Below are 24,395 nucleotides of genomic sequence, written 5' to 3' on the forward strand. Positions count from 1 at the left end.
CGGGTTGTTTTGGGTTTTGGTGGCCCCCCAAACCAACTGGGGGGGGGGGGGGGCGCACAGGCGCGCCAAAAATTTTGCCGGCCCCCCCCCCGGGGGGGGGGCGGGCCCCGGGGGGGGGCCCCGCCCCCCGGCCGTTCGCGGGGCGCATCCCGCGACACGCCTCAGTGTTCCCTGCGGGGTCCCGGCGGCAGGGCCGCCCGGGGCTGGGGGGACGGCGTCCGCGCCGACCACGCCGTCGGGTGCGCCGCCGCGCCCCGGTGCCTCGGGCCGCCCGCGCCCGTGCTCAGCAGCGTGCCGAACGCCCGGAAGTCCAGCACCTCCTCGCCGCTGCGGTCGCCCGGCAGGGTGCGGAACATCCTGCGGTACTCCGCGCACAGGGCGTCGTAGATCGGCGTGGGAGAGGGGCCCGCCGCCGCGTCCCGCGCGGGGCGCATCGCGGGGATCGGGCTCGGACACGGCTGGGGGGAAGGGTCGTATGGGTGCACGTAGGTGCCAACGACCCCGCCGCCCGTCGGATGCGGGCGGTTCTCCGAAAGGGGAGCCGGCCGGGGACGCGGCACGGTGGGGACGCCCGGTCCCGGCGCGCCCCGGCCCGCGGGCGGTCCGGGGACCCGCACCCACCCCGAGCCCGGCCTCCCGTGCGCCATCAGGTACCGGCCAGCGGCATCGCGGCGGCCATCAGGCGACCGTTCGCGGCGGCCTTCTCCAGGGCGTCGCGCAGCAGGTCCTCGCGCGGCTGGCGGCCGATCGAGCCCACCGGAGCGGCGAAGACCAGGACCGTGTGCGTCTTGTTGGCCGCCGCGCGCCAGCCCTCGGTGACCTGGAGCGGCTGGTGCGCCTGCCACCAGGCGACCTGGCCGGCGCCGCCCGGCCCGGGCTGGAGGACGGAGTGCAGCTGGCCCATGGCGACCAGGACCGACCAGCCCGGAAGCACCTCCGGCTTCGCCTCGATGTCCGCGACCTGCCGGAAGCCCTGCTCGGCCAGGAGCGGGAGGAACTCGTCGACGAGACCGTCCGACCCCGGACGGGCCACCGGGGCGGTCGGCTCCACCACGAGCGCCGGGTGCAGGTCGCCGCCGATCAGGACGAGGCCGCTGGTGACCCCGAGGACGGCCTGCTCGGGGTGGGAGACGGCGAGCGCGTCGGCGGCGTCCGAGGCCGTGATGGAGGCGACGGCGCCCTGGAGCTGCTCCTCGGCGACCCGGACGACCTGCGACGGGATGCAGCCGGCGTGGGCGAACGCGAGGACCGCCGTCTCCTCCCCGACGAACAGCACCGTGCTGGTGCGCTCCTGCTCGGAGTCCCCCGGCGTGCGGCAGGAGGTGCAGTCGTAGCTGCCCGGGGCGTTGTCGCCGTCGAGCAGCCGGTCGGCTTCTTCGTCGCCGATCTCGGCGCGTACGTCCTCGCTGACGTCGAGCATGCGCGGCACGGGGGCTCCCTGGACTCGGTACGGGCGGACGCCGGGCCGTTCCCGGGCGCCTCACGCCGGGTTCAACGGGCCAGGCTCGGCCGGGGTCACGCGCGGATGCGGGGCAAGTTGCCGCGGGGCCGCGCGGCGGGACGGTGACTCCGACCGGGTGGGACGCCCGCGGGGTCCCGCGCGGCAGGGGGCCGGGGCGCCGGGGGGCCGCCTAGCCTGCCCCGATGTCGAAGATCCGATTTTGGACGGCCGGTTCCCTCGCGGCGGCCTCCGCGGCCGCGCTCCTCGCCCTGGCTCCGGCACCCGCCCGGGCCGGAACCCCCTCCGCCGCGTCCGGAATGGCGGCCTCCGCGTCCGGGGCGCCCGCCTCCGCCCCCCGGGGCACCGCCCCCGCCTCCCCGCGCATCGCCCCCGCCTCCCCGCGCCCCGCCTCCGTGCCCTCCTACGCCTGCGCCCGGGACCAGTGGCCGTGGGGGTGCGTCGCCGAGTGCGAGAGCGGCGGGCGCTGGAACGCCAACACCGGCAACGGCTTCTACGGCGGCCTCCAGTTCTGGCAGCCGACCTGGGCCGGGTACGGCGGACTCGCGTACGCCCGGCGCGCCGACCTGGCCACCCGGGCGCAGCAGATCACCGTCGCCGAGGAGGTGCTGCGCGTCCAGGGATGGGGAGCCTGGCCCACGTGCTCCAAGAAGTACGGCCTGAGCGGGCGCGTCCACACCGTCCGGGCCGGCGACACCCTCGGCTCGATCGCCCGCCGCTTCGGGATCAAGGGCGGCTGGCCGGCGCTGTACGCGGCGAACCGGAGCGTGATCGGGGCCGATCCGAACCGGATCGCCGTCGGCACCATGCTGCGCATCGCCCCGCTCTGACACCCGCCGGACGGGCGGCCGGAGGCACGCGGCCGGCCCCCGTCCGGCCCGGTCGCCACCCGCGGCCACCGGCGGCGCACCGGCAAGTACAGTCGGGAGACCGACCAACTGACCGGGGGGAACCGGCAGCGCGATGCGTATCTCCTTTCTGCTCCACAACGGCTACCACTACGGCGGCACGATCCGCACCACCTTCACGCTCGCCGAGGAACTGGCGGAACGTCACGAGGTCGAGATCGTCTCCGTCTTCCGCCACCGCGACCGGCCGCTCCTGGGCCTGCCCGGCGGCGTGACCCTGCGCCACCTCGTCGACCTGCGCCGGGACAGCCCCGGATACGACGGGGACCACCCCGACTTCCGCCGCCCCGCCGTGGTCTTCCCGCGCGGCGACGGACGCTGGAAGCAGTACAGCGCGCTCACCGACGCCCGGATCGGGGAGCACCTGCGCGGCGTGGAGACCGACGTCCTCGTCGCCACCCGGCCCGGCCTCAACGTCCACCTCGTCCGGCAGGCCCGGCGGGGGCCGGTCCTGGTCGGCCAGGAGCACCTGATCCTGGACGGCCACAGCTACCGGCTGCGCCGGGACATCGGCCACGAGTACGCGCTCCTCGACGCCGTCACCACGGTCACCGAGGCCGACGCCCGCGCCTACCGGAAGCTCGGCCTGCCCGGCGTGCGGATCGAGGCCGTGCCCAACAGCGTGCCCGCGCCCCCGGGCCCGCCCGCCGACCCCGCCGCGAAGACCGTCGTCGCGGCGGGCCGGCTGACCCGGGTCAAGCGGTACGACGTGCTGATCGACGCCTTCGCGGAGGTGGCCCGGGACCACCCCGACTGGAGGCTGCGGATCTACGGCGCCGGGGACGCCGTCCAGGACCTCAGGGCCCCGCTGGCCCGCCGGATCGAGGAGCGGGGCCTGAAGGACCGGGCCTTCCTCATGGGGTCGGTGGCCTCGATGGAACCGGAGTGGGTCAAGGGCTCGATCGCCGCGGTGACCTCCCAGCGGGAGTCCTTCGGCATGACGATCGTGGAGGCGATGCGCTGCGGCCTGCCGGTGGTCTCCACCGACTGCCCGAACGGGCCGCGCGAGATCATCGAGGACGGGGTCGACGGGCGCCTCGTGCCGGTGGACGACGTGGCGGCGGTCGCGCGGGCGCTGCGGGAGCTGGTCGAGGACGACGCGCTGCGGGCCAGGACGGCGCGGGCGGCCCTCGCCGCCTCCGAGCGCTTCGACCCGGCGCGGATCGCCGCCCGGCACGAGGCGCTCTGGACGGAACTCCTCGACCGGGGCGCGGGCCGCCGCACCCATTCCCCGGGCCGCGCGGCGTTCCACCGGACGGCGGGCCGGGCGATCGACGCCGTCTACACCCAGAAGGCGCGGGCGGGCCGTCTGGTCCGCCGCTTCCGCTGACCCGGCGGACGACCGCGCGGCCGGCCGGGGCCGCGCCCGTCCGGGGCCGCTGTCAGACTCGGGCCCATGGTGGAGACCTCGGCACGGCTGCTGCGCCTGCTCTCGTTGTTCCAGACCCGCCGCGAGTGGTCCGGTGCCGATCTGGCCGACCGGCTCGGCGTCACCCCGCGCACGGTGCGCCGGGACGTCGGCCGGCTGCGGGAACTCGGCTACCCGGTGCACGCGGGGCCCGGCACCGGCGGCGGCTACCGGCTCGGGGCCGGGGCCGAACTGCCGCCGCTCCTCCTGGACGACGAGGAGGCCGTGGCGGTCGCGGTCGGGCTGCGCGCCGCCGCCGGGCAGGGCGTCGCGGGCATCGGCGAGAGTTCCGTGCGCGCCCTGGCCAAGCTGGAACAGGTCCTGCCGGGCCGGCTGCGACGGCGGATCGGGGCGCTCAACGACTTCACGGTGCCCCTGCTGCGCACCCCGCGCGAGCGGGTCGACCCCGCCGTCCTCACCGAGCTGGCCCACGCCTGCCGGGACGGCGAGCGGCTGCGCTTCGTCTACCGGGACCACGGCGGCACGGCCACCCGCAGGTGCGTCGAGCCGCACCGCCTGGTCTGCGCCGAGCGGCGCTGGTACCTGGTCGCCTGGGACCCGGACCGGGAAGACTGGCGTACGTTCCGGGCCGACAGGATCGAGCCCACGCCGCCGCACGGCCCCCGCTTCCCGCCCCGGGAGCCGCCCGCCGGGGACCTGGCCGCCTACGTGGCGAGGGGAGTGTCCCGGAGCGCCTACGCGCAGGAGGCGACGGTCCGGCTGTTCGTGCCGCTCGCCGAGGCCGCCGCGGCCGTCGGTCCGCTGGACGGCGTCCTGGAGGCCGACGGGGACACGGCCTGCCTGCTGCGGACGGGGGCGCACGACCTCGACGTCATGGTGTTCCACGTGGCGTTCCTGGGCCTCGACTTCGAGGTGGTCGACCCGCCGGAACTCACGGAACGGATACGGGTCCTCCGGGACCGTCTGTCCCGGGCCCTCGACCGGACGGACCCCGGAACGTCGGCGGAACGGTGATCCCGGGCCGGGGCGGAACGGCGACCCCGGACCGGGACGGGCGGATGTCCGGAAGTCGTAAGCATGGTGTAAGGAAAGCGTGAGCGCCTCGCGCACGCGTGACCGGGGGCAATTCGCTGCGGCCTCCCGGTGGAAGGCCGATCGGTCACCTCTTATGGCCCTTTCGGCCGCCGGGAAGAACGCCCCGCATCTTTCCCGAATTGGCGGGTAAACGTTCGAAAACTGTGCTTCGAGCGCGAAGCGAGGCGCATCGAACATATGTCGAGGACTTGTGACACAAGCGTGACCGGCAAGGTACTAACGTGAGACCCATGGCACCCACATCGCGCACTCCCGAACCGTCCCACGACGCCCCCGGGTCCTACGTGGGCCTCGACGCGGAAGCCGCCGAGAGGCGCGCCAGGGCCCGGGGCTGGAACGTCGTCCGTTCCCTGCCGTCCGGCTCGATCGTCACCATGGAGTACCTCGCCGGGCGCATCAACTTCGAGGTCGAGGGCGGCGTCGTCACCCGCTGCTGGCAGGGCTGACCGGCCGGACCGGACGCCCGTGACGGACGGAGGGGCCCCGACCGCGCGGTCGGGGCCCCTCCGTCCGTCACGGGAAGGGAGTCAGCCCCGGGCCGCCGGGGCGCGCCGTCCGCCGGCCACCCCCACGGGCTCCCGGACCGGCTCCTCGGAACCGGGCGGGCGCGCCGGGAAGAGCCCCGGGCGGGGGCCTCCGGACGCCACGGGCAGCGAGGGCACCAGGCGCCGCCGGTCCCGGAGGCGCTCCCGCACCCGGTCGCGCGCGGCCAGGACCCACGACTCCGCCACGGCCAGGACCGGTTCGCACCACGGCAGCGCGAGCAGGACGAGGAGCCCGGCGGCCCAGCCGAGCAGGACGTCGCTCAGCCAGTGCGTACCCAGGTAGACGGTGGTGAGGCCCACCCCGAGGGCGACCACGGCGGAGAGCGCCGACAGATAGCGCCTGGCCCGCGGGGTGGTCGCCAGATAGGCCAGGATTCCCCAGGTCACGACCGCGTTGGCGGTGTGGCCGGAGGGGAATATGTCACCGCCCGCGAAGAGTTCGGCGGAGCCGACCTGCGTCGCGTAGTGGGGGCCGAGGCGGCCGAGGCCGAGCTTGACCGAGCCGACCGAGACGTTGAGCAGCAGGAGGGCCGCGCCGAGACACAGCAGGGGACGCAGGGTGTGCTGGCGCCAGGAGCGCCAGCCCAGCCACGCGGCCACCATGACGGCCGTGGGGCCGCGCTGACCGAGGACGACGTAGTAGTCGAGGAAGGCGTGCAGCTCGGGCCACTGCTGGTAGGGCCGGAACAGCATGATCTTCCAGTCGAGGGTCACCAGCCAGGTCGAGAGCAGGACGGCCACGACGATGGCGAGATAGAACGCCGACGTCCCGCCGAAGAGGGCGAGACGCGTGCGGGTCATCCCCGGGACCTCTATCTTCGGCGGTTCCGGCTCCCGGTCCAGGCGGGCAAAGATGTCGGTACGCACCCAATCGACGTTACAGGGAGTGAGAAGCCGTCCCTGTCAATCCGGCCTCTTCGTGATGACGATGTGATGTGGAGTGGGTCTCAACGGGCGATCCATTCCCGCCGTCCGTCCGGAAATCCGATGACCTGAGTCGCTATTGGGGGAGCCGTATTGCGGAAAGCCGTTTGAACGCCCGTGAATTGTTCGGAACGCGGAAGCGCGTGGAATTCCGCGCGACGCGCCGGTCCGGCCGAGTGGCGTACGACACACGGGGTGCTCCACCCGGGTGAGAGGTGCACCACGCGCTCGACGCCTGAACTCGCGTACGCTGACGGCTCACTCGCCCGTCGATGCCGGGCCGCCCCGGGGGCGTAAGCCCTGGTCGGGGCCCGCCGAGCGCGAGAGCTTCACTGTGGGAGGTTGCGTACATGTCGCGGACGGACACGGCCCCAGCACGACCGCGTGCCGCGGGCGGTGATGCCAACCGCTGGGTCGTCCTCGTCGTCCTGTGCGTCAGTCTCCTCCTGGTCGCCCTGGACGCGACCATCCTCCACGTCGCCGTCCCCTCGCTCACCGAGGACCTGCGCCCCAGTTCCACCGCGCTGCTCTGGATCGTCGACGCCTACCCCCTGATCTGCGCCTCGCTGCTGATCCTCTTCGGGACCCTCGGGGACCGGGTGGGGCGGCGCAGGGTGCTCCTCCTCGGCTACGCCCTCTTCGGGGCCGCCTCCGCCCTCGCGGCCCTCGCCACCGAGCCCTGGGTCCTCATCGCGGCCCGCGCGCTGCTCGGCGTCGGCGGCGCCATGATCATGCCCGCCACGCTCTCCATACTCCGGACGGTCTTCCCCGACCGGCGGGAGCGCGCCACCGCCATCGGCGTCTGGACGGCGGTCGCCGCGATAGGGGCCGCCACCGGTCCGGTCCTCGGCGGCTTCCTCGTCGAGAACTACTGGTGGGGCTCCGTCTTCCTCATCAACATCCCGCTGATGGCGCTCATCCTGCCGCTCGGCCGCCGTCTGCTCCCCGAGTCCCGGGGCGACGGCGACGGGCCCTGGGACGTCGTCGGCGCGCTCATGGCCGCGGCCGGCGTCCTCGGCTGCGTCCTCGGCGTCAAGCACGCCGGCGCCGGAGACCCGCCGGCCGCCCTCCCGACCGCCGGGCCGCTGCTGCTCGGCGCCACGCTCCTCGTCCTCTTCGTGCGGCGGCAGAAGCGGCGCCCGCACCCGCTGATCGACACGGGGCTCTTCTCCCGCGCCGCCTTCACCACCTCGGTCGGCTGCATCGTCCTCGCCATGCTGGCCCTGGTCGGCCTGGAGCTCATCGCCGTCCAGTACCTCCAGCTCGTGCTCGGCCTGAGCCCCCTGGAGACCGGGCTCCGGCTGCTCCCGCTGACCTTCGCCGCCATGGCGGCCGGTGCCACCGGCTCGTACACGCTGCGCAGGATCGGACCCCGCCGGATGGTCGGCTGGGGCTTCGTGCTCACGGCCGGGGCCGTGCTGCTGCTCGTCCTCATGGGGGAGCACGACCGGCCCCTGCTGCTCACGACGGGCTTCGTGCTGCTCGGCTTCGGCCTGCAGACCACGCTCTTCTCGGCGTACGAGTCGATGCTCAGCGAGGCGCCGCCGGGAAGCGCGGGCGGCGCGGCGGCGATCGGCGAGACCTCGTACCAGCTGGGGGCCGGCATGGGCATCGCCCTGCTCGGCAGCGTGATGAACGCGGCGTACGCCCCCGGGCTCAGCGGCATTCCCGGGGTGCCCGAGGAGGCGAGCCGGGACGCCGCGAACTCGCTCGGCGAGGCCTACAAGATCGCGGACCAGCTCGGTGGGGCCGCCGGCGGCGCCCTGCACCAGGCGGCCCGGCACTCCTTCGTGAACGGGCTGCACGTGACGCTCTGCGTGAGCGCGGCGCTGCTGCTCGCCGGCGCGGTGATGGCCAGGCGGCTGCCCCGGGTCATGGAGTCGCCGGCGGACGCGGCGGACCCGGTGGGGATCGGGGGCGGGGTCGTGTCCGCCGTCCCGGAGGGCCCCGGCGGGAGCGGGGGGTCCGAGCCGCGGGTGCCCGCGACCCGGGAGGCGGCCGAGCACGCCGGCTCGGGGAGGCCGACGCGCTGATCCGGTCCGCCGGGAGGCGTCCGGCCGGACCGGCCGGCCGGCTCAGCTCTGGTTGAAGAAGCCGTCCTGACCGCGCCGGCCCGTGTCGCTGACGATCCGGGTGTCGGCGGGGGTGAGCAGGAAGACCCGGGTCGCCACGCGCTCGATCGAGCCGCGCAGGCCGAAGGCGAGGCCGGCGGCGAAGTCGACGACGCGCTTGGCGTCGTTCGGCTCCATCGCGGTCAGGTTCACGATCACCGGGACTCCCTCCCGGAACAGCTCGCCGATGCCGCGGGCGTCCCGGAAACCGTCGGGGGAGACGGTGGCGATCCGCCGGCCCCGCTCCTCGGCGGTGTCCGTGGCCACCCGGACCCGGGGGTCCGTGACCCAGGCGTCGCGGCTCTCGGCACCGTCGGCGTACTCGTCGTCGTAGTAACGCTCGTCGTTGTCCTCGACGAGTCCCAGCCAGGCACTTGCCTTGCGCACCGATCCCATCGACGCCTCCTTTCAGCGCGGTCACTTGTGGTTCCGCATGTCCCCATCGTCGTCCATGATGCGGATCGTGCGCCAAGTGGATAGTCGGCGCGCAGGGGATTCGTGACGGTACTGGTGCAGAACGTGAGGGGCATTTACTGGCGTTTCGTCAGAAAACGTGCGGTATGGGGGGTCTGGCGAGGGGCCATGCAGATGAAAATATGAAAGTCGTGCCGGAAGGGTGACGATGGGCGCGTACGGGCGAACGAAACGGCTCGTTACGATGCCGTGAGGCCGTTCGGAGGCCCCGCACGACCTGTCCGCACGGGCTTCCGCGCGGGCTTCCGCGCGGCCGGCCGCACCGGTCTCCGCGCGGTCCTTCGCGCGGCCCAGACCCACGACTCACGGGGGAGTCCTTGTTCGGAATCGTCAGACCCTGCACGCACCGGCTCACCGAGGGCCTCAGGACCGAATGGATGGCCCACCTCTGCGGCCTCTGCCTGGCACTCCGCGCGGACCACGGCCAGTTCGCCCGGATCGTCACCAACTACGACGGCCTCATCGTCTCGGTCCTGACGGAAGCTCAGGCCGGCACCGTGACGGGCGGACGGCGCACCGCCGGGCCCTGCCCGCTGCGCGGCATGCGGACCGCGCCCGTGGCCCGCGGCGAGGGCGCCAGGCTCGCCGCCGCCGTCTCGCTCGTCCTCGCCTCGGCGAAGGTGCGGGACCACGTCGCCGACCGGGACGGCCTGCTGGCGCGCCGGCCCGTCGCCGCCGCGGCCCGCCGGGTCGCCCGTTCCTGGGACCGCGCCGGGGCCAGGACCGGCCGCGCCCTCGGCTTCGACACCGCCGTCCTCGTCGACGCCGTCGACCGCCAGACCGGCGTCGAGGCGCTCGCAGGCCCCGGCACCCCGCTGCTCGCCGTCACCGAACCCACCGAGACGGCGACCGCCGCCGCCTTCGCGCACACCGCCGTCCTCGCGGGCCGCCCCGAGAACGCCGAACCGCTCGCCGAGGCCGGTCGCCTCTTCGGCCGCCTCGCCCACCTCCTCGACGCGGTGGAGGACCAGGAGGCCGACGCGGCGAGCGGCGCCTGGAACCCGCTCACCGCGACCGGCACCTCCCGCGCGGAGGCCCGCAGGCTCGCCGACGACGCCCTGCACGGCATACGCCTCGCCCTGAAGGACGCCCGGTTCGCCGACGGCAGGCTCGTCCACGTCCTGCTCGCCCACGAACTGCGCACCTCGGTGGACCGCGCCTTCGGCACGACGGCCTGCTCGCACGGCGCGCCGGAAGCCGGCCGCGGACCGTTGCCGGGGAACCCGTACGCCTCCCACGGGCCGGTCCCCGGCAACCCGTACGCCCCCGGACCGGGCGGCCCCGGCGGGCCGGGAGGTCCCTACGCCCCGGGACCCGGCGGTCCGGGCGGACCCGGCGGGCCGCTCCCGCCCGGACCGCCGGACCGGCGCGGACTGATCGCCGGATGCGCCCTCTGGGCCGGGCTCGCCTGCACCTGCCAGATGTGCTGCGGAACGTACGAGGACCCCTGGACCCGGCAGCGGCGCGACGGCCTCTGCGGCCAGTGCGACCCCGGCAACTGCTGTGACTGCTGCGACTGCTGCAGCAACTGTTCCTCCTGCTGCGAGGGGGACGGCTGCTGCGGCGGCTGCGACTGCGGCTGCGACTGCTGACGTCCCGGCGGAGCCCCCGCCGCCTCCCCTCCCCGTGCGCCCCGCCCCCGTCCGCCGGGTGCCCGAGCACGCGGAGGGGCGAATTCCGGCCGTTCCCGCCGGGTGGGCCGCGCGGGCTCCCCGCCCCGGCACGGAGGCGCGCCGCACTGCCCGGGGCCGGAGCCGTTCCGTACGCCCGGCGCCGGTCCCGCGCCCGGAGCCTTCCGTCCGCGCGGGGGGACGCGGGGGAGCGCGGGGCGCTCCGACCGGGGCGCCGGCGGCCGGGAGCGGTGGTCGGGGGCCGCCCGGCGGGAGCGGCGCGCGCCGGGAGCGGCGGCGGAGGACGGGGTGGGCGGCGCGGCGGGAAGGCGGTGCGGGACCGGGGTCCGCTCGCACGACCGACCGGCTCCGTCAACCCCCCTGCCCGGCAGGTGTGTTGAAGGTCATACGGCCGAAAGGCGCCCTTGCGGCGTGAACTCGCCGGGACCGAGACTCCCCCACAGCGCCGGCCTCCGGGCCGCGCCTCACGGGCCCGGCACCCCACGGCGGGCCCCCGATTCCCCTCGGGAGGAACGAGAAGTGAGGACCATGCGCACCACCCCCACGAGAACGATCCGGCTGCTCGCCGTCACCGCCGGTCTCGCCGCCGCCGCGGCGCTCGCCGTCCCCACCGCGAACGCCGACTCCACGCAGAACCCGGGAACCTTCGGCGCCGCCGCCCTCGCGGCGACGAGCGACGCGGTCCGCGCCGCCGACGTGGCCGGCACGGCCTGGCACGTCGACACCGCCACCGGCAAGCTCGTCGTCGCCGCCGACTCCACCGTCTCCGAAGCCGAGATCGCCAGGATCAAGCAGCGGGCCGGAGTCAACGCGGGCGCCCTCCGCGTCGAACGGACCCCCGGCCGCTTCAGCAAGCTGATATCCGGCGGCGACCCGATCTACGCCGACGCCGGCTGGCGCTGCTCGCTGGGCTTCAACGTCCGGGACGGCGCGGGCAACTACTACTTCCTGACGGCCGGCCACTGCACGGACGGTGCCGGGACCTGGTACTCCAACTCCTCCAAGACGACCGTCCTCGGCACCACCGCCGGGTCCAGCTTCCCCGGCAACGACTACGGACTGGTCCGCTACACCAACGGCTCCGTCACCAAGTCCGGAACGGTCGGCAGCGTGGACATCACGAGCGCCGCCAACGCCACGGTCGGCATGTCGGTCACCCGGCGCGGCTCCACCACCGGCACCCACAGCGGCAGCGTGACGGCCCTCAACGCCACCGTGAACTACGGCGGCGGCGACATCGTCTCCGGCCTGATCCGCACCAACGTCTGCGCCGAACCCGGCGACTCCGGCGGCCCCCTCTACTCGGGCAGCCGGGCCATCGGCCTCACCTCGGGCGGCAGCGGCAACTGCTCCTCGGGCGGGACGACGTTCTTCCAGCCCGTGACGGAGGCGCTGAGCGCGTACGGGGTGAACGTGTACTGACGGCCGCCCGCGTCGCACCGGAGCCCCTCCGCGCACCCGTTCGTGGAGGGGCTCCGGCCCGTCGGGAGCGGACCGGCCCGGTCTCCCGTCAGGAGCGGACCGGCCCGGTCTCCCGGGAGACCGCCCCGCCCTCCGGAGCGCGTTTCAGGGAGGACACCACCAGGGTGACCACCGTGCCGGCGACCGCCCAGGCGGAGAGGACCAGCATCGAGGCGGTCATGTGGTTGCCCCTGAAGTACGCGAGGGAACGCGCCGCCCAGGTGCCCGCGCCCGGCGGCAGGGCCGGACCGATCGCCTTCCAGAACGGGGGCAGCATCGGGAGCGGGAAGGCGCCGCCGGCGCTGGGATTGCCCGCGACCACGACCAGCAGGATCGCCAGGCCGATGCCGACGATCCCGAAGACCGACTGGAGGGCGAGGGTGGCGGCGCCCACCGCGAAGACCACCAGGGCGCCCAGGCCCCACAGCGCGGCGATGCCGCCGGGCAGGGCGCCCAGGACCGGGCCGACGATGATCGCGCCGCCGAGACCGCCGAGCACCGAGTAGACCGCCAGCGCGCCGAGGCGGATGACCGCGCGCGCCCGGCTCTCGGGCCGGGAGCCCGCGCTGATCGCCAGGATGGCGGCGCAGATGTAACCGCCGACGCACCAGCCGATGACGAGGTAGAAGGACGAGAGCCCGTTGAAGTCCTGCGGGGAGGCCGGGGCCACGTCGACGGTCCGCACCGTCCGCTGCTGGCTCCCCTCCACCTTGGTGATCATCGACTGGAGGGCGGAGGAGAGCGCGGTCCCGTTGCCGGAGGCGACGAGCAGGGTGTCGGTGCGGCCCCGGGGGTCGACGACCAGGGCGCCGTCGAGGTCCCGGTTCATGATCTGCCTCCGGGCCCCGGCCGCGTCGGCGACCGCCCTCGGGTCGAGCGGGTCGCCGGGAAGCTTCTCCAGCCTCCCCACCAGGGAGGCGGAGACCTGCGAGGGAGCGACCACGCCGAAGGGCACGTCCTTCGGCCTGGGGTGGTGCAGGGCCCCGACGTACGAGGCGATGAACAGGAGCTGGAGGGCGAAGACGCCCACGACGAGCAGGGCGGCCCGGGGGGTGACGGCGCTTTTCAGTTCATCGGCGAAACTCATGCCCCCACGCTCCGGGGCGGGGGATCTTCCCGCAGGCGGGAAGCGGCCGAATGGCTGACCGGAGGCGCGGGCCGGGGCACGGGCGCCCGGGGGTCGGACACCCGGGGGGCGCGGCCCGGCGGCCGTACCGCGCCCGACGCCCCTACACCGGGCGGTCGTGACGGCGCATCACTTTTTGCCGACCCGTAACTTCCCAGCGGAGGCTACCCGTGCGTAGCTTGGCTGGAGCGCATCCCCACTCGTGGTCCGGGCCGCAGGGCGCAACACCCCACCTCTCCGCTTGAGCCGCAAGGAGATCGCCCGATGCTGCCCTGGAAGCACGCCGTCAGAGCGCTGTCCGTCCTGCTGCTGACCGCCGCCGCCACGCTCGCCCCCACCGCCGCCGCCTCCGCCGCCCCGGACCCGGCGGAGACCGCCACCGCGTCCGGCCGGGGCTGGAACGACTTCTCCTGCAAGCCCTCCGCCGCGCACCCGCGCCCCGTCGTCCTCGTCCACGGCACCTTCGGGAACTCCGTCGACAACTGGCTCGGCCTCGCGCCGTACCTCGTCGACCGGGGGTACTGCGTCTTCTCGCTCGACTACGGCCAGCTGCCGAACGTCCCCCTCTTCCACGGACTCGGCCCCATCGCCACCTCCGCCGGACAGCTCGCCACCTACGTCGACCGGGTCCTCGCCGCCACCGGGGCGCCCGAGGCCGACCTCGTCGGACACTCGCAGGGCGGCATGATGCCGCGCTGGTACCTCAAGTTCCTCGGCGGGGCCGGGAAGGTGAACGCGCTCGTCGGCATCGCGCCCGACAACCACGGCACCACCCTGCTCGGCCTCACCAGGCTCCTGCCGTACTTCCCCGGGGCCGAGGACCTGATCAGCTCCACGACCCCCGGCCTCGCCGACCAGATCGCCGGCTCGCCCTTCATCACCGCGCTCAACGAGGGCGGCGACACCGTGCCGGGGGTCCGCTACCACGTCATCGCCACCCGGTACGACGAGGTCGTCACCCCCTACCGCTCGCAGTTCCTGAGCGGCCCGAACGTCACCAACGTCCTCCTCCAGGACAAGTGCGCGCTCGACCTGTCCGAGCACGTGGCCGTCGGCACGGTGGACCGGATCGCCTTCCACGAGGTGGCCAACGCCCTCGACCCGGCCCACGCGACCCCGACCACCTGCCTCTCCGCGGCCGGCTGACCGCGGGAACGGCAACGGTTCCGGACGCGGCCGGGCCCTCTCCGGGGCCCGGCCGTGCCGCGCGGCCCCCGGGAGACCGGGCCGGGCGCTGTCGCTCCGTCGGAGCAACGGGACCGCCCCCCCGATGGCGCAGTGCCACGGGATGCGCGCTAATCGTGGTCAAGTGTGCGTTTCTCGCACTTCACGAGACAGCCACGGTGGACACCTTCGGGATGTTCACGAATGGAGCCCGCGACATGACCACCGACGCCCCCCACATCCACCCGGCGGACGACGACATAGGACCGACCGCGGAAGCCGCACCCGGACCGGCCCGCCGGCCGGCCGTCTCCCCGGCCGCGGCGCCCGGCGCGCCCTCCTTCCCCGAGCGTCCGGCCCTGCCCCCCGCCTTCCCGGCGGTGACGGTCCTCCCGGCCGCACCCGCGCATCCCGGCGCCGTCCCGGCCGGGGCGGAGCGGGACGGGCGGGCGGCCGGACCGGAGGCGCCGCCCGTCCCGGAAGCCCCGGACGCCGGGGCCCCCGGGGCGGTGGCGGTTCCGGAGGGAGCGACGGCTCGTGAGGTTCCGGAAGCGGTCGAAGAGGCTCCGTCCGCCCCCGGGGACCCCGCCCCGGAGGACGCCGCTGCCGGGGTCACCGTCCAGGACGGGGTCGCCGCCCAGGACGGGACTCCCCAGGACGAGAACGGGGACGAGGCGGTCCACACGCTGCTGCGGACGGCCGCGACCGAGCGCCCGGTCGAGGAGGTCGCCGCGCTGGTGGCCCGGCTCCAGGAGACCGGCGAGCTGTCCAGCCCCGCGGACGTGGCGCTCCGCGCCGCCGCCGTCACCCGCCCCCTGGGCGAGGTGCGGGAACTGCTCGCGCTCCTCAACGCGTCGGGGTACGACCTCCGTCAGGCCGAGACCACGCTGCGCGCCGCGGCGGTGGGCCGGCCGATCGAGGACGTGGTCCAGCTCGTCGGCATCCTCGGCGCCGACAGCAGCGACTGGCAGCCCGTCACCGGGACCGCCGCACCCGGCCAGGACGACCGCGCGCGCTCCGGCGGGAGCCCCGCTCCGGCCGCCACCGCCGCGAAGCGGGCCCGGGGCGCCGGGCCGGAGAAGTCGCGCCTGGACGGCGCGCTGGCCACGGGACCCGGCAGCCACAGCGTCTCTCCCGCCCTGCGGTCGGCCCTGCGCTGGCCCGCCGCGATCGCGCTGTTCGCCTGCGGCCTCCTCCACCTGCCGACGGACCTCGCCGCCCTGCGCGCGGGCGGCGACGTGCAGACGCTGTCCGTGGTCGTCACCGTGCTCTGCCTGGTGTGCGCGGTGTGGCTCGCGGTCCGGGACACCCTGGCCGTCTGGGCCGCGGCCGCCGGCCTCGCCGTCGTCGTCATCGCGTTCCACGGCGTCGCGAGCGCCCGCGCGGTCGACCTGCTGAGCGGCAGCCTCGGCACCTCCTTCGCCTGGGCCAAGGCGGTGGCGCTGCTGAGCGCCGTGGCCATCGTCTTCCTGGCCGGCTCGGCGCTGATGCGCCGTACCAGGACGGCCGGAGCGGCGGACGGCGTCTGACGCGCCGGAAGCACGAGGACCGCTTCCCCGTCCGGGGGGGGGGGGGGGGGGGGGGGGGGGGGGGGGGGGGGGGGGGGGCGGCGCGGGGCCCCCCCCGCCGCGCCGCCCGCGCCGCCCCCCCCCCCCCCCCCCCCCCCCCCCCCCCCCCCCCGCACGGCGCGGGCCCGGCGGGAACCGGGCCCGGCACTCCCTACGCCCGGCGGCGCCGGGCGGTCCCGAAGAGGACGGCCGCGCCGATCGCGAGCACGCCGCCGCCGGCGGCCGCGAGGTACGGGGTGGTGGAGTCGCCGCCGGTCTCGGCCAGCTCCACGCCGGTACCGGCCTGCGCGCGCGTGTCGGGCGCGGACCCGTGCGAGGGCGCCGAGGAGGCCGGCGCGGGGGCCGCCGTCCCCTCGGCGCCCGTCTTCCGGGTGCCGGTCCCCTCGGCACCCTTCGCCCCGGCACCGTGTCCGCCGTGCCCGCCGTGGTCGGCCGAGGACCGGCTCGCGCCGTCCTCGATCTGCCGTTCGGTGGGCGTGGTGGCGCTCGGCGCCGGGGAGCCGTTGTCCTTCCCGAACACGACGTCCGAGCAGGTGTAGAACGCCTCGGGGGAGTCGGACCGCTGCCAGATCGAGTAGATCAGGTGGCGGCCGGACTTCTTCGGGACCGTCCCCTTGAAGACGTAGTCGCCGTTCTGCATCTGCGGGTCGGTCACGGAGACGAACGGCTTCGCCTCCAGGTCCGACCACTTCAGCGGCTTCGACGGGTCGTAGCCGTCCTTCGTCACGTACAGCTCGAACGAGCCCGCGTGCGGCGCCGTCCCCTTGTAGTGGAAGGTGTGGGACCCGGAGCTCATCCTGCTCGCCGGCCAGTCGGCCCGCACCAGGTCGAGCCCCCGGTACGTGTCGTTGCCCGCGCTGCACAGCTTGCCGTCCGGGATGAGCTTCCGGTGCTGTCCGGCGGCGTTCGCGATGTTCACCGCGTTCCAGTCGTAGAACGCCTGCTTCCCGCTCGCCGCCACCGCCGCCTTGCAGGCCGCCGACCGGGGGTTCTCGGGCCCCTCGGCGTAGCAGGTCGAGACCCGGCTCACCGGGTCCGTCATCGACCCGTGCGCGAACGCGGGCCCGGCGGTGAGCCCGGACAGGGCCAGCACGGTGCCGGCGGTGACGGCCGCGGCCGAACGGCGAGAGGTCATGGGAGGACAGCTCCTTCACGAGGGGGCTTGGGGACGACCGGCGAGCGGGTCGATCAGCAAGCTAGCCGCCCGGAACCGCCGAAAAGCCCCCGGAGAGAGGAGAGGGCCGTTTCTTAGGACCGCTTTAAGGAGCCACTAAGCGACGCCTGAGAAAAACGCTCCCGCGCGCCCCCGCCGTCAGCCCAGCCGCCGGTAGCGCCGTTCCGGGCGGCCCGTACCGCCGTAGCGGAGGGTGACCTCCGCGCGGCCCGTCTCCGCGAAGTACTCCAGATAACGGCGGGCGCTCACCCGGGACAGGGCACCCGCCTCGGCGCACTCCGTCGCCGAGAGCCCCTCCGGGTGGGCGCGCAGCACCGAGTCGACCAGATCGGCGGTGTGGGCGGCGAGGCCCTTGGGGAGCTCGCGGGAGCCGCGCGGGCGGGTGCCGAAGATCTGGTCGACGTCCTCCTGCCGCGCCTCGTCCAGCTCGTCCAGACGGCTGCGCAACGAGGCCACGTGACGGAGCTGTTCGTGCAGCGCGGCCTGGCTGAACGGCTTGATCAGATAGTGCAGCGCCCCGGCCCGCAGCGCCGAACGGATCGTCCCGGCGTCCCGCGCCGCCGTGATGAAGAGCGCGTCCGTGCCGTGCCCGGCCGCCCGCAGCTCCCGCAGCACCCGGACGCCGTCCATGTCCGGCAGGAACACGTCGAGCAGCACCAGGTCGGGCCGGAGCCGTTCGGCGGCGCGCAGCGCCTCGGCGCCGCTGTGCGCGACCCCGGCCACCGTGAAGCCCGCCACCGCCGACACATAGCGGCAGTGCAGCTTGGCGACCATGAAGTCGTCGTCCACGACCAGCACTTTCGTCACGCCGACCCACGCTAGGTCCCGACCACAACGACCACAACGTCCGTTGGTTGCGGAAGAGAGACAGCTTCTTAACGCGCGGGCAACATGTGGGCCACCTCACCCCCATCCCCTACCTTCTGAGAGGCGGCACACGTGCGGTTGCGCACCCCCTTCGCCCTCCTCGGGGCGGCGCTGCTCGTGCTGGTGGGTCCGCCCCTGCTCAGCCCGGGCAGCGGCGCCGACACCGGCACCCGGATTCCCGGACTGCGCCTCATGGTCCCCAACACCCCCGGCGGCGGTTACGACGTCACCGCCCGCACCGCCGCCAAGAACGCCGAGGAGGCCGGCCTCACCGGCGACGTCGAGGTCTTCAACCTGCCCGGCGCGGGCGGCACCGTCGGCCTCACCCGGCTCGTCGGCGAACGCGGCAACGGCCGTCTCGCCATGTCCATGGGACTCGGCGTCGTCGGCGCCGTCCACACCAACAAGACCGCCAGGACCCTCGCCGACACCACCCCGATCGCCCGGCTCACCGAGGAGCAGGACATCGTCGTGGTCGGCAAGAACTCCCCGTACAGGACCGTCCAGGACCTGCTCGCGGCCTGGCGGAAGGCCCCCGGCAAGCTGCCCGTCGGCGGCGGCTCCTCGCCCGGCGGCCCCGACCACCTCGCCCCGATGCTGATGGCCCAGGCGGCGGGGATCGCCCCCTCGGACGTCAACTACGTCCCCTTCGACGGCGGCGGCGAACTCCTCGCCTCCATCCTCGGGAACAAGGTCGCCTTCGGCGTCTCCGGCGTCGGCGAGTACCTGGACCAGATCAGGGCCGGCGAACTGCGCCTGCTCGCGGTCACCGGCCCGAAGCGGGTCCCCGGTCTCGACGCCCCCACCCTCCGCGAGGCCGGCCTCGACACCGACTTCACCAACTGGCGCGGCATCGTCGCCCCGCCCGGCCTCTCCGACGCCGAACGCGACCGGCTCGTCACCCTCGTGACCGAACTGCACGCCTCCCCGCAGTGGCGCGAGTCGCTGAAGACCCACGGGTGGACCGACGCCTTCCTCCCCGGTGAGCGCTTCGGCGCCTTCCTCACCGAGCAGGACCGGCGCGTCACCTCCGTCCTCGAGGAGCTGGGGCTGTGAGACCGACCGTTCCCACCTGGCTGCGCGGACGTTCCGAACTCGGCGTCGGGGCGTTCCTGTTCCTCCTCGGCGTCCTCGTCCTCACCGACGCCCTCACCCTCGACGGCACCGCCGGCGGCCGCGGCCCGGTCGGCCCCGCCACCGTCCCCCTCGTCGTCGGCTGCGGCCTCCTCGCCGTCTCCGTCCTCCTCACCGTCGACGTCCTGCGCGGCGGCCGGGGCGAGGCGGAGGCGGGCGAGGACGTCGACCTGGCCGAACCCGCCGACTGGCGCACCGTCCTGCTCCTCGCGGGCGCCTTCCTCGCCTTCGCCGTCCTCATCGGCCCCGCCGGCTTCCCCGTCGCGGGGGCCCTCCTCTTCTGGGGCGCGGCCTACGCCCTCGGCAGCCGTCACCTCCGCCGCGACCCGCTGATCGCGGCGGCCCTGTCGCTCCTCACCTACGCCGTCTTCGACAGGCTGCTCGGCGTCCCGCTGCCCGGCGGCCCCCTGATGGGAGTGATCTGACCCGTGGATTCCCTGAACTCCCTGATCGACGGCTTCGGAACGGCCCTCACCCCGGTCAACCTGCTCTGGGCCGCCCTCGGCGTGCTCCTCGGCACCGCCATCGGGGTCCTGCCCGGCATCGGCCCCGCCATGGCCGTCGCCCTGCTGCTGCCGGTGACCTACGGACTCGACCCGACCGGCGCCTTCATCATGTTCGCCGGCATCTACTACGGCGCCATGTTCGGCGGCTCCACCACCTCGATCCTGCTCAACACCCCCGGCGAGAGCGCGGCCGTCGTCGCGGCCATCGAGGGCAACCCCATGGCCAAGGCCGGGCGGGGCGCGCAGGCGCTCGCCGCGGCGGCCGTCGGCCACTTCGCCGGCGGCATGATCGGCACGATCCTGCTCGTCCTCCTCGCCCCGGCCGTCGCCGCGCTCGCCGTCGGCATCGGTGCCCCCGACTACCTGGCCCTCATGGTCCTCGCCTTCATCGCGGTGACCTCCGTCCTCGGCTCCTCCCGGGTCCGGGGCCTCGCCTCCCTGCTCATCGGCCTCACGATCGGCCTGGTCGGCCTGGACCCGATGACCGGGCAGCAGCGCCTCACCTTCGGTTCGCTCCAGCTCGCCGACGGCGTGGACGTCGTCATCGTCGCGGTCGGCCTCTTCGCGATCGGCGAGGCCCTGTGGGTCGCCGCGCACCTGCGCCGCACGGCGGGGGAGGCCATTCCGGTCGGCCGTCCCTGGCTGGGCCGGGAGGACCTGCGGCGCACCTGGAAGCCCTGGCTGCGCGGTCCGCTCATCGGCTTCCCCTTCGGGGCGATCCCGGCCGGCGGCGCCGAGATCCCGACCTTCCTCGCGTACGTCACGGAGAAGCGGCTCTCGAAGCACAAGGAGCAGTTCGGCAAGGGCGCCGTCGAGGGCGTCGCCGGGCCCGAGGCGGCGGCCTCGGCCTCCGCGGCCGGCACGCTCGTCTCCATGCTCACCCTGGGGCTGCCCACGACCGCCGTCGCCGCCGTGATGCTGGCCGCGTTCCAGCAGTACGGCATCCAGCCCGGCCCGCTGCTCTTCGAGCGGGAGCCCGAGCTGGTGTGGGGGCTCATCGCCTCGCTCTTCGTCGGCATGGTGCTGCTGCTCGCGCTCAACCTGCCCCTCGCCCCGGTCTGGGCCAGGCTGCTGCGCATCCCGCGCCCCTACCTCTACGCCGGCATCCTCTTCTTCGCCGCCGTCGGCGCGTACGCGGTGGGGGGCGAGGCGCTCGACCTGGTCGTCCTGCTCGTCATCGGCCTGATCGGGCTCGGGATGCGCCGCTACGGCCTGCCGGTGCTGCCCGCCGTCATCGGCGTCATCCTCGGCCCGGCCGCCGAACAGCAGCTCCGCCGCGCCCTCCAGATCAGCGACGGTTCACCGGTCGGCCTGGTGAACACGCCCTTCTCGATCACCGTGTACGCGGTCGTCGCGGTCCTGCTCGCCTGGCCGCTCCTGAGGAGGGCGACAGCACGGCGCGCCGGGGCGTGAAGGGGGTGGGGGAGGGTACGGCGGCCGGTCCGACCCGCCGCCGAAGGGATTAATCCCGGCCATCTGTTGGCCGGATTCGGGTATCCCTGGCGGGCAGCACCATCCCCCACACCCGAAGGGAACCCCCCTCATGCGCGTCAGGCTCGTTCTTGCCGCAGCCACCCTGCTCACCGCCGCCGTCGCCCCTCTCGCCCACGCGGGAGGGGACGACGGCCAGGCCACCGACGGCGCCGGCCGCCCCACCGCCGACGCCGGCCGCCTCACCGAGGACCTGAGCCTCGTCGCGGACGGCCACTTCACCAACGCCCTCTTCGTCGACGCGTACGGCACCGTCGCGGCCGACAGCACCGTCACCCTCTCCGGCACCTACCGGTGCCTGGACGACAGCGCGGGCCCCGTCTTCGTCAGCTCCACCCTCGTCCAGGGCGACCGCTCCACCGGGATCGGCGGCACCCGGGCCGTCTGCGACGGGCACCTCCACACCTGGACCAACCGCTCCGTCGTGAAGGACCCCGCCTACCGTCCCGGCGCCGCCCGGGTGGACGCCACCCTGCTCCAGCTCAGCGGGACGGGCCTGCCGCTGCCCCGCTTCCTCGTCGTGGAGAAGACGGACGTCGAACTGCGCTGACGCGCTCCGGGCGCGTCCGGAGAGCCCCCGGCGGCACTACCCTCCGGACGCGTCCCGGGCCGTCCCCGGGGGGCCGGCCAGCCCCGCCAGCCCGTCCCGGCCGAGCGCCTCCAGTTCGTCCAGGGCGGCCGCGGCCCGGGCCGCCGCCTCCGGATCGGAGACGGCGAGACCGCTCGCCGCGAACTCGTCCTCGTCCAGCCGCAGCACCTCGCTGCCGTCCGCCGACACCCACAGGTCCAGGTCCAGGTCCTCGACCACCACCCCGGAGCCGTCGATCACCGGGGGCCGGGTGACGTCGCAGTACCAGCCCTTGAGGAGGCCGTCGGCGGACCACACCTCCTTGACGGTGAACCAGCGGTCGTCCCAGTAGTGCTCCACGAAGACGTCGCCCGGCTCGAACCGCACGAAACCGAAGTCCCGCACCCCCTCGGCCGCCCACGGCGCGCGCACCGAGAGCCGGCCCGCCCCCTCGGCGACCACCTCGGCCGGGTAGCGGATCTTCGTCCGGCCCGCCTTCGTCAGGGTGACCTCAACCGGCCTTCCGGACATACCGCACCTCCGTCGCCGCGATCTCGTAGCCGAACCACCGGTTGATCGCCAGCATCGGACCGTTCCCGGTGTCGTTCCCCGTGAACGCCTCGGCGCAGCCCGCCTCCCGCGCCCGGTGCAGGGACGCGTTCTTCACCAGCTTGGCGAGCCCCCGGCCCCGGAACGCCGGCGCCGTGCCCGTCATCCCCGTGCCGTACCGGCCCAGACCGTCTGTCTGCGCCACGCTGAACGAGGCGGGCACCCCGTCCACCACCGCCACCGTCGTCAGCGACCGGTCGAGGAGGGGATGCTCCCAGGTGGTCTCCCGCCAGTGCGCGTAGTCGTCCATCGCGACCGTCACGTCGCCCGGTTCGTCGGCGGTCGTCACCGCGTCCAGCTCGAACAGCGGCCGGGGGTCGGCCGCGAAGTCCTCGGCCGTGAGCAGCTCGACACCGGCGGGCGGCTCCTGGAGCGGCGGCAGCCCGGCCCTCCTCAGGTCCAGCCGGAGGAAGTGGGCGGAACGGCTGGGGGAGTACCCCCGCCGCCCGGCCCAGGCGCGGTGCTCCGGCGCGTCCAGGACCCAGCTGTAGAAGGTGCGCGCGCCGTGCTCGGCCAGGTGCTCCTCGGCGGCGCGCAGCAGCAGCGTCCCGGCGCCGCGCCCCTGGTGCGCGGGGTCCACGTACACGTTGACGGAACCGATGCCCGGCTCCGGGGAGTCGTGGGCGATCCGCAGCTGGGCGGTACCGGTGACCCGGCCGTCCTCGGTCACGGCGACCAGCGGACGCGCGTGGCTGTCGGGGTGGGCGTGCGCCCGTTCGAAGAGGAACGCGTCGGCGGTCGCGAGCATGAAGGGGAGCGCGGCACGGCGGACCCGGGCCCAGCCCTCGGCGTCCCGGTCCTGTACGTCACGGACGATCACGGTCATGCGGACGCACGTTACGGGGGAGGGCGCGCCACCGCCTCCCCTTTTCCGGCGGGGTGGGGGCAGAATCGGCGGGTGACACTCACCATCGTCGTGGACCACGAATCCACCACCGCTCCCTACGAACAACTGCGTGCCCAGATCTCGGAGCGGGCCCGGTCGGGCGGACTGCCGGTCGGTTACAAACTGCCGACCGTACGGGGGCTCGCGGAGCAGCTGGGACTCGCAGCGAACACGGTCGCCAAGGCGTACAAGGCGCTGGAGGCGGACGGGGTGATCGAGACGCGCGGGCGTCACGGGACCTTCGTCGCCGCCGCCGGGGACGCGGCGAGCCGCCGGGTCGCCGGCGCCGCCGCCCGGTACGCGGAGGAGGCCCGCCGCCTCGGCCTCAGCCGCGAGGCCGCCGAGGCGGCGATGAACGAGGCCCTGCGGGCGGCGTACGACAGCCAGGACCTGTCCGGCTGACCGGGACCCGGGCCTCCCGGAAGCGCCGGGGGCACGGGCTCCGCCCCGCCCCGCCCCGTGACCGGGGCGGGGGCGCGGCGCGGTTCCGCCGGCGTCGCGCCCCCGGGGCGCGTCAGATCCAGTGGCCCCGCGCCGCGCCCCGGGCGCGCCGGACGAGCGCGTACCCCTTCGTCATGACCCGGTCCGCCGCGAAGTTCCGCGCGATCGACCGGCCCTCGATCAGCCGGACGAACTCCTCGGTGCCGGTGGAGCGGCGGACGGTCACCCGCTCCAGGGCGTACGGCCCCTGACGGCGGCGGGCCAGCGCGTTGCCGACGGCGAGCGCCTGGGCGAAGCCGGCCTCCCGGACCGCCCTGCGGACCCGCCGGCTGGAGTACCCGTACGGATAGGCGAAGGAGACGGGGGCGGTCCCCAGCTCCTCGCCGACGATCTCCCGGCAGCGCAGGGTCTCGAACCGGAGCCGTTCCGCGCCGAGCTGGTCGAGCTGCGGATGACTGTGGCTGTGGCCGCCGATCTCCGTTCCGGCGCCGGCCAGTTCGCGCACCTGCGCCCAGTCGAGCATGGTGTCGGGCGCGCCGCCCTCGTGGTGCCCGCCGCGCAGCCAGCCCGTGGAGACGAAGACGGTGCTCACGAAGGAGTGCGCGGCGAGCACGGGCAGCGCGTGCCGGTGCACGCCCTCGTAGCCGTCGTCGAAGGTGATCAGCAGCGGCCGGGCGGGCAGCGGCGTCCCGTCCCGCCAGGCGGCGGCGAGCCCGGCGGTGGTCAGCGGCGTGAACCCCCGTTCGGCGACCACCGCCATCTGCGCGGCGAACGCCCCGGGCGTGACGGAGAGGCCGAGGGCGCCGGGGGCCGGGTCCCGGGCGACGGCGTGGTACATGAGGATCGGCACGGGCGTGCCCCGGGGCGCCGCGGGCGCGCCCGGC

At 74.9% G+C, this 24,395-nt stretch carries 24 protein-coding genes; 14 read left to right on the forward strand and 10 right to left on the reverse strand.

The window, feature by feature from the left end; translation table 11 throughout:
• Positions 1-161: 161 nt before the first annotated feature.
• Both ACZ3IL_RS19605 and ACZ3IL_RS19610 read right to left on the reverse strand, forming a co-directional pair.
• Complete coding sequence (locus ACZ3IL_RS19605) at positions 162-485, reverse strand: hypothetical protein (RefSeq protein WP_467391690.1); 324 nt, start codon at positions 483-485, stop codon at positions 162-164.
• A gap of 161 nt (positions 486-646) precedes the next feature.
• A complete protein-coding gene (locus ACZ3IL_RS19610; RefSeq protein WP_467391691.1) occupies positions 647-1,429 on the reverse strand; it encodes a hypothetical protein in 783 nt (260 codons plus the stop codon).
• A 215-nt stretch (positions 1,430-1,644) separates the two neighbouring features.
• Here ACZ3IL_RS19610 and ACZ3IL_RS19615 point away from each other — a divergent pair, with 215 nt between their 5' ends.
• The 4 genes from ACZ3IL_RS19615 to ACZ3IL_RS19630 all read left to right on the forward strand — a co-directional run bounded on the left by ACZ3IL_RS19615 (position 1,645) and on the right by ACZ3IL_RS19630 (position 5,277).
• On the forward strand, positions 1,645-2,289 hold the full coding sequence (locus ACZ3IL_RS19615) for a LysM peptidoglycan-binding domain-containing protein (RefSeq protein WP_467391692.1): 645 nt from the start codon (positions 1,645-1,647) through the stop codon (positions 2,287-2,289).
• Between the two features lie 133 nt (positions 2,290-2,422).
• Positions 2,423-3,697, forward strand: a complete 1,275-nt coding sequence (locus ACZ3IL_RS19620; RefSeq protein WP_467391693.1) for a glycosyltransferase — start codon at positions 2,423-2,425, stop codon at positions 3,695-3,697.
• Between the two features lie 66 nt (positions 3,698-3,763).
• The gene (locus ACZ3IL_RS19625) at positions 3,764-4,750 is read left to right on the forward strand and encodes a helix-turn-helix transcriptional regulator (protein WP_467391694.1); all 987 of its coding nucleotides are present in this window, start codon (positions 3,764-3,766) and stop codon (positions 4,748-4,750) included.
• Positions 4,751-5,061: 311 nt separating this feature from the next.
• Positions 5,062-5,277 (forward strand): I78 family peptidase inhibitor, encoded by a 216-nt coding sequence (locus ACZ3IL_RS19630; RefSeq protein WP_467391695.1) that lies wholly within the window; start codon positions 5,062-5,064, stop codon positions 5,275-5,277.
• A gap of 81 nt (positions 5,278-5,358) precedes the next feature.
• Here the strand turns inward: ACZ3IL_RS19630 and ACZ3IL_RS19635 are convergent, their stop codons facing one another.
• Positions 5,359-6,243: a phosphatase PAP2 family protein gene (locus ACZ3IL_RS19635; protein WP_467391696.1), complete on the reverse strand. Its 885-nt coding sequence runs from the start codon at positions 6,241-6,243 to the stop codon at positions 5,359-5,361.
• A gap of 407 nt (positions 6,244-6,650) precedes the next feature.
• On the opposite strand from ACZ3IL_RS19635, the gene ACZ3IL_RS19640 reads away from it, so the two are divergent.
• A complete protein-coding gene (locus tag ACZ3IL_RS19640; protein WP_467391697.1) occupies positions 6,651-8,333 on the forward strand; it encodes an MFS transporter in 1,683 nt (560 codons plus the stop codon).
• Positions 8,334-8,375: 42 nt separating this feature from the next.
• Here the strand turns inward: ACZ3IL_RS19640 and ACZ3IL_RS19645 are convergent, their stop codons facing one another.
• Positions 8,376-8,807, reverse strand: a complete 432-nt coding sequence (locus tag ACZ3IL_RS19645) for a cell division protein SepF (protein ID WP_388693882.1) — start codon at positions 8,805-8,807, stop codon at positions 8,376-8,378.
• 395 nt (positions 8,808-9,202) lie between these two features.
• Here ACZ3IL_RS19645 and ACZ3IL_RS19650 point away from each other — a divergent pair, with 395 nt between their 5' ends.
• Positions 9,203-10,477, forward strand: coding sequence for a DUF5685 family protein (locus ACZ3IL_RS19650; protein ID WP_467391698.1), 1,275 nt, complete (start codon positions 9,203-9,205; stop codon positions 10,475-10,477).
• Between the two features lie 567 nt (positions 10,478-11,044).
• A complete protein-coding gene (locus tag ACZ3IL_RS19655; protein WP_467391699.1) occupies positions 11,045-11,938 on the forward strand; it encodes a S1 family peptidase in 894 nt (297 codons plus the stop codon).
• Between the two features lie 88 nt (positions 11,939-12,026).
• Here the strand turns inward: ACZ3IL_RS19655 and ACZ3IL_RS19660 are convergent, their stop codons facing one another.
• Positions 12,027-13,064, reverse strand: a complete 1,038-nt coding sequence (locus ACZ3IL_RS19660; protein ID WP_467391700.1) for an ABC transporter permease — start codon at positions 13,062-13,064, stop codon at positions 12,027-12,029.
• Positions 13,065-13,367: 303 nt separating this feature from the next.
• Here ACZ3IL_RS19660 and ACZ3IL_RS19665 point away from each other — a divergent pair, with 303 nt between their 5' ends.
• Entirely contained in the window at positions 13,368-14,249 is an 882-nt protein-coding gene (locus tag ACZ3IL_RS19665; RefSeq protein ID WP_467391701.1) for an esterase/lipase family protein, read from the forward strand.
• Positions 14,250-14,485: 236 nt separating this feature from the next.
• Complete coding sequence (locus ACZ3IL_RS19670) at positions 14,486-15,796, forward strand: hypothetical protein (protein ID WP_467391702.1); 1,311 nt, start codon at positions 14,486-14,488, stop codon at positions 15,794-15,796.
• A 190-nt stretch (positions 15,797-15,986) separates the two neighbouring features.
• On the opposite strand, the gene ACZ3IL_RS19675 is transcribed toward ACZ3IL_RS19670, so the two are convergent.
• Both ACZ3IL_RS19675 and ACZ3IL_RS19680 read right to left on the reverse strand, forming a co-directional pair.
• A complete protein-coding gene (locus tag ACZ3IL_RS19675; protein WP_467391703.1) occupies positions 15,987-16,970 on the reverse strand; it encodes a lytic polysaccharide monooxygenase in 984 nt (327 codons plus the stop codon).
• Positions 16,971-17,147: 177 nt separating this feature from the next.
• Positions 17,148-17,816, reverse strand: coding sequence for a response regulator (locus ACZ3IL_RS19680; RefSeq protein WP_467391704.1), 669 nt, complete (start codon positions 17,814-17,816; stop codon positions 17,148-17,150).
• A gap of 132 nt (positions 17,817-17,948) precedes the next feature.
• On the opposite strand from ACZ3IL_RS19680, the gene ACZ3IL_RS19685 reads away from it, so the two are divergent.
• The 4 genes from ACZ3IL_RS19685 to ACZ3IL_RS19700 all read left to right on the forward strand — a co-directional run bounded on the left by ACZ3IL_RS19685 (position 17,949) and on the right by ACZ3IL_RS19700 (position 21,557).
• Positions 17,949-18,932 (forward strand): Bug family tripartite tricarboxylate transporter substrate binding protein, encoded by a 984-nt coding sequence (locus ACZ3IL_RS19685; RefSeq protein ID WP_467391705.1) that lies wholly within the window; start codon positions 17,949-17,951, stop codon positions 18,930-18,932.
• On the forward strand, positions 18,929-19,435 hold the full coding sequence (locus ACZ3IL_RS19690; RefSeq protein WP_467391706.1) for a tripartite tricarboxylate transporter TctB family protein: 507 nt from the start codon (positions 18,929-18,931) through the stop codon (positions 19,433-19,435). The genes ACZ3IL_RS19685 and ACZ3IL_RS19690 overlap by 4 nt, the downstream gene beginning before the upstream one ends.
• Positions 19,436-19,438: 3 nt before the next feature.
• On the forward strand, positions 19,439-20,929 hold the full coding sequence (locus ACZ3IL_RS19695; protein ID WP_467391707.1) for a tripartite tricarboxylate transporter permease: 1,491 nt from the start codon (positions 19,439-19,441) through the stop codon (positions 20,927-20,929).
• Positions 20,930-21,059: 130 nt separating this feature from the next.
• The gene (locus ACZ3IL_RS19700; protein ID WP_467391708.1) at positions 21,060-21,557 is read left to right on the forward strand and encodes a DUF6299 family protein; all 498 of its coding nucleotides are present in this window, start codon (positions 21,060-21,062) and stop codon (positions 21,555-21,557) included.
• Between the two features lie 36 nt (positions 21,558-21,593).
• Here the strand turns inward: ACZ3IL_RS19700 and ACZ3IL_RS19705 are convergent, their stop codons facing one another.
• The gene (locus ACZ3IL_RS19705; protein ID WP_467391709.1) at positions 21,594-22,106 is read right to left on the reverse strand and encodes a ribonuclease FAU-1 family protein; all 513 of its coding nucleotides are present in this window, start codon (positions 22,104-22,106) and stop codon (positions 21,594-21,596) included.
• A complete protein-coding gene (locus ACZ3IL_RS19710) occupies positions 22,087-23,010 on the reverse strand; it encodes a GNAT family N-acetyltransferase (protein WP_467391710.1) in 924 nt (307 codons plus the stop codon). The genes ACZ3IL_RS19705 and ACZ3IL_RS19710 overlap by 20 nt, the downstream gene beginning before the upstream one ends.
• A 72-nt stretch (positions 23,011-23,082) precedes the next feature.
• Between ACZ3IL_RS19710 and ACZ3IL_RS19715 the strand changes: the two genes are divergently transcribed.
• On the forward strand, positions 23,083-23,472 hold the full coding sequence (locus ACZ3IL_RS19715; RefSeq protein WP_467391711.1) for a GntR family transcriptional regulator: 390 nt from the start codon (positions 23,083-23,085) through the stop codon (positions 23,470-23,472).
• 112 nt (positions 23,473-23,584) lie between these two features.
• Here ACZ3IL_RS19715 and ACZ3IL_RS19720 read toward each other — a convergent pair whose 3' ends face one another.
• A complete protein-coding gene (locus tag ACZ3IL_RS19720; protein WP_467392036.1) occupies positions 23,585-24,349 on the reverse strand; it encodes a polysaccharide deacetylase family protein in 765 nt (254 codons plus the stop codon).
• Positions 24,350-24,395: the final 46 nt, after the last annotated feature.

The organism is Streptomyces sp. NPDC014907, from assembly GCF_055562975.1.

What these genes read in the sequence shown, in the direction of transcription:
- ACZ3IL_RS19615 (WP_467391692.1), top strand. Translation starts at nt 1,645, where the DNA reads ATGTCGAAGATCCGATTTTGGACGGCCGGTTCCCTCGCGGCGGCCTCC.
- ACZ3IL_RS19620 (WP_467391693.1), top strand. Translation starts at nt 2,423, where the DNA reads ATGCGTATCTCCTTTCTGCTCCACAACGGCTACCACTACGGCGGCACG.
- ACZ3IL_RS19625 (WP_467391694.1), top strand. Translation starts at nt 3,764, where the DNA reads ATGGTGGAGACCTCGGCACGGCTGCTGCGCCTGCTCTCGTTGTTCCAG.
- ACZ3IL_RS19630 (WP_467391695.1), top strand. Translation starts at nt 5,062, where the DNA reads ATGGCACCCACATCGCGCACTCCCGAACCGTCCCACGACGCCCCCGGG.
- ACZ3IL_RS19640 (WP_467391697.1), top strand. Translation starts at nt 6,651, where the DNA reads ATGTCGCGGACGGACACGGCCCCAGCACGACCGCGTGCCGCGGGCGGT.
- ACZ3IL_RS19645 (WP_388693882.1), bottom strand. Translation starts at nt 8,807, where the DNA reads ATGGGATCGGTGCGCAAGGCAAGTGCCTGGCTGGGACTCGTCGAGGAC.
- ACZ3IL_RS19655 (WP_467391699.1), top strand. Translation starts at nt 11,045, where the DNA reads ATGCGCACCACCCCCACGAGAACGATCCGGCTGCTCGCCGTCACCGCC.
- ACZ3IL_RS19660 (WP_467391700.1), bottom strand. Translation starts at nt 13,064, where the DNA reads ATGAGTTTCGCCGATGAACTGAAAAGCGCCGTCACCCCCCGGGCCGCC.
- ACZ3IL_RS19665 (WP_467391701.1), top strand. Translation starts at nt 13,368, where the DNA reads ATGCTGCCCTGGAAGCACGCCGTCAGAGCGCTGTCCGTCCTGCTGCTG.
- ACZ3IL_RS19670 (WP_467391702.1), top strand. Translation starts at nt 14,486, where the DNA reads ATGACCACCGACGCCCCCCACATCCACCCGGCGGACGACGACATAGGA.
- ACZ3IL_RS19675 (WP_467391703.1), bottom strand. Translation starts at nt 16,970, where the DNA reads ATGACCTCTCGCCGTTCGGCCGCGGCCGTCACCGCCGGCACCGTGCTG.
- ACZ3IL_RS19700 (WP_467391708.1), top strand. Translation starts at nt 21,060, where the DNA reads ATGCGCGTCAGGCTCGTTCTTGCCGCAGCCACCCTGCTCACCGCCGCC.
- ACZ3IL_RS19705 (WP_467391709.1), bottom strand. Translation starts at nt 22,106, where the DNA reads ATGTCCGGAAGGCCGGTTGAGGTCACCCTGACGAAGGCGGGCCGGACG.
- ACZ3IL_RS19710 (WP_467391710.1), bottom strand. Translation starts at nt 23,010, where the DNA reads ATGACCGTGATCGTCCGTGACGTACAGGACCGGGACGCCGAGGGCTGG.
- ACZ3IL_RS19720 (WP_467392036.1), bottom strand. Translation starts at nt 24,349, where the DNA reads ATGTACCACGCCGTCGCCCGGGACCCGGCCCCCGGCGCCCTCGGCCTC.